We start from the raw sequence: 508 nt of genomic DNA on the forward strand, positions 1-508 counted from the left end.
ACGCATGGAGAAGTCAGCGGGTAGCTGGCCTTCAAAGGTAAAGCTGTCTCCGTTGAGCGAGGCCAGTGAGCCGCAGGCGCTCAGTGCTGCCGCAACAACAGATAGGCCCAGTATCCCAATAGGTTCGGTTCGCATCCCTGGTCACTCCTTGCAGTTGGGATAGACGGTGCATTCCTGTCCATTCATTTTGAAAGTCTGAAATACAGGAGGAGTCTGGCAGCGCTCGGATGCATCCGTATCCACACATGGACGCCAGCCTGAGTCTGTATTTATCCATCGCCGATCATAAGAAGGTTCTTCCTTCGGGTTAGCTCGCACGTCCAGCCGAACCGTCTTGCCTGGCAACTCCTCACGCACCAGATGAGCGCCCGCTCCTTTGCAACTCAGCAGTTTCGATAGCTCAAGGTAGAGCTTGCTGACCTGAAACAGCCACGTGCATTCCGCCGTCTTGCTTAGGTGACCATCGCTATCAAAAGCAGGCGCGCCTTGCGGCAGTGTATCGACCAGC

The 508-nt window shown here is 55.5% G+C and carries 1 pseudogene; it reads right to left on the reverse strand.

The features are described from left to right. Window positions 1-141: 141 nt before the first annotated feature. Window positions 142-508 (reverse strand): annotated as a pseudogene (locus tag MCB86_RS22435) (hypothetical protein); the annotation flags it as partial.

It is taken from the genome of Pseudomonas sp. KSR10, from assembly GCF_022355455.1.
GTDB lineage: Bacteria > Pseudomonadota > Gammaproteobacteria > Pseudomonadales > Pseudomonadaceae > Stutzerimonas > Stutzerimonas stutzeri_E.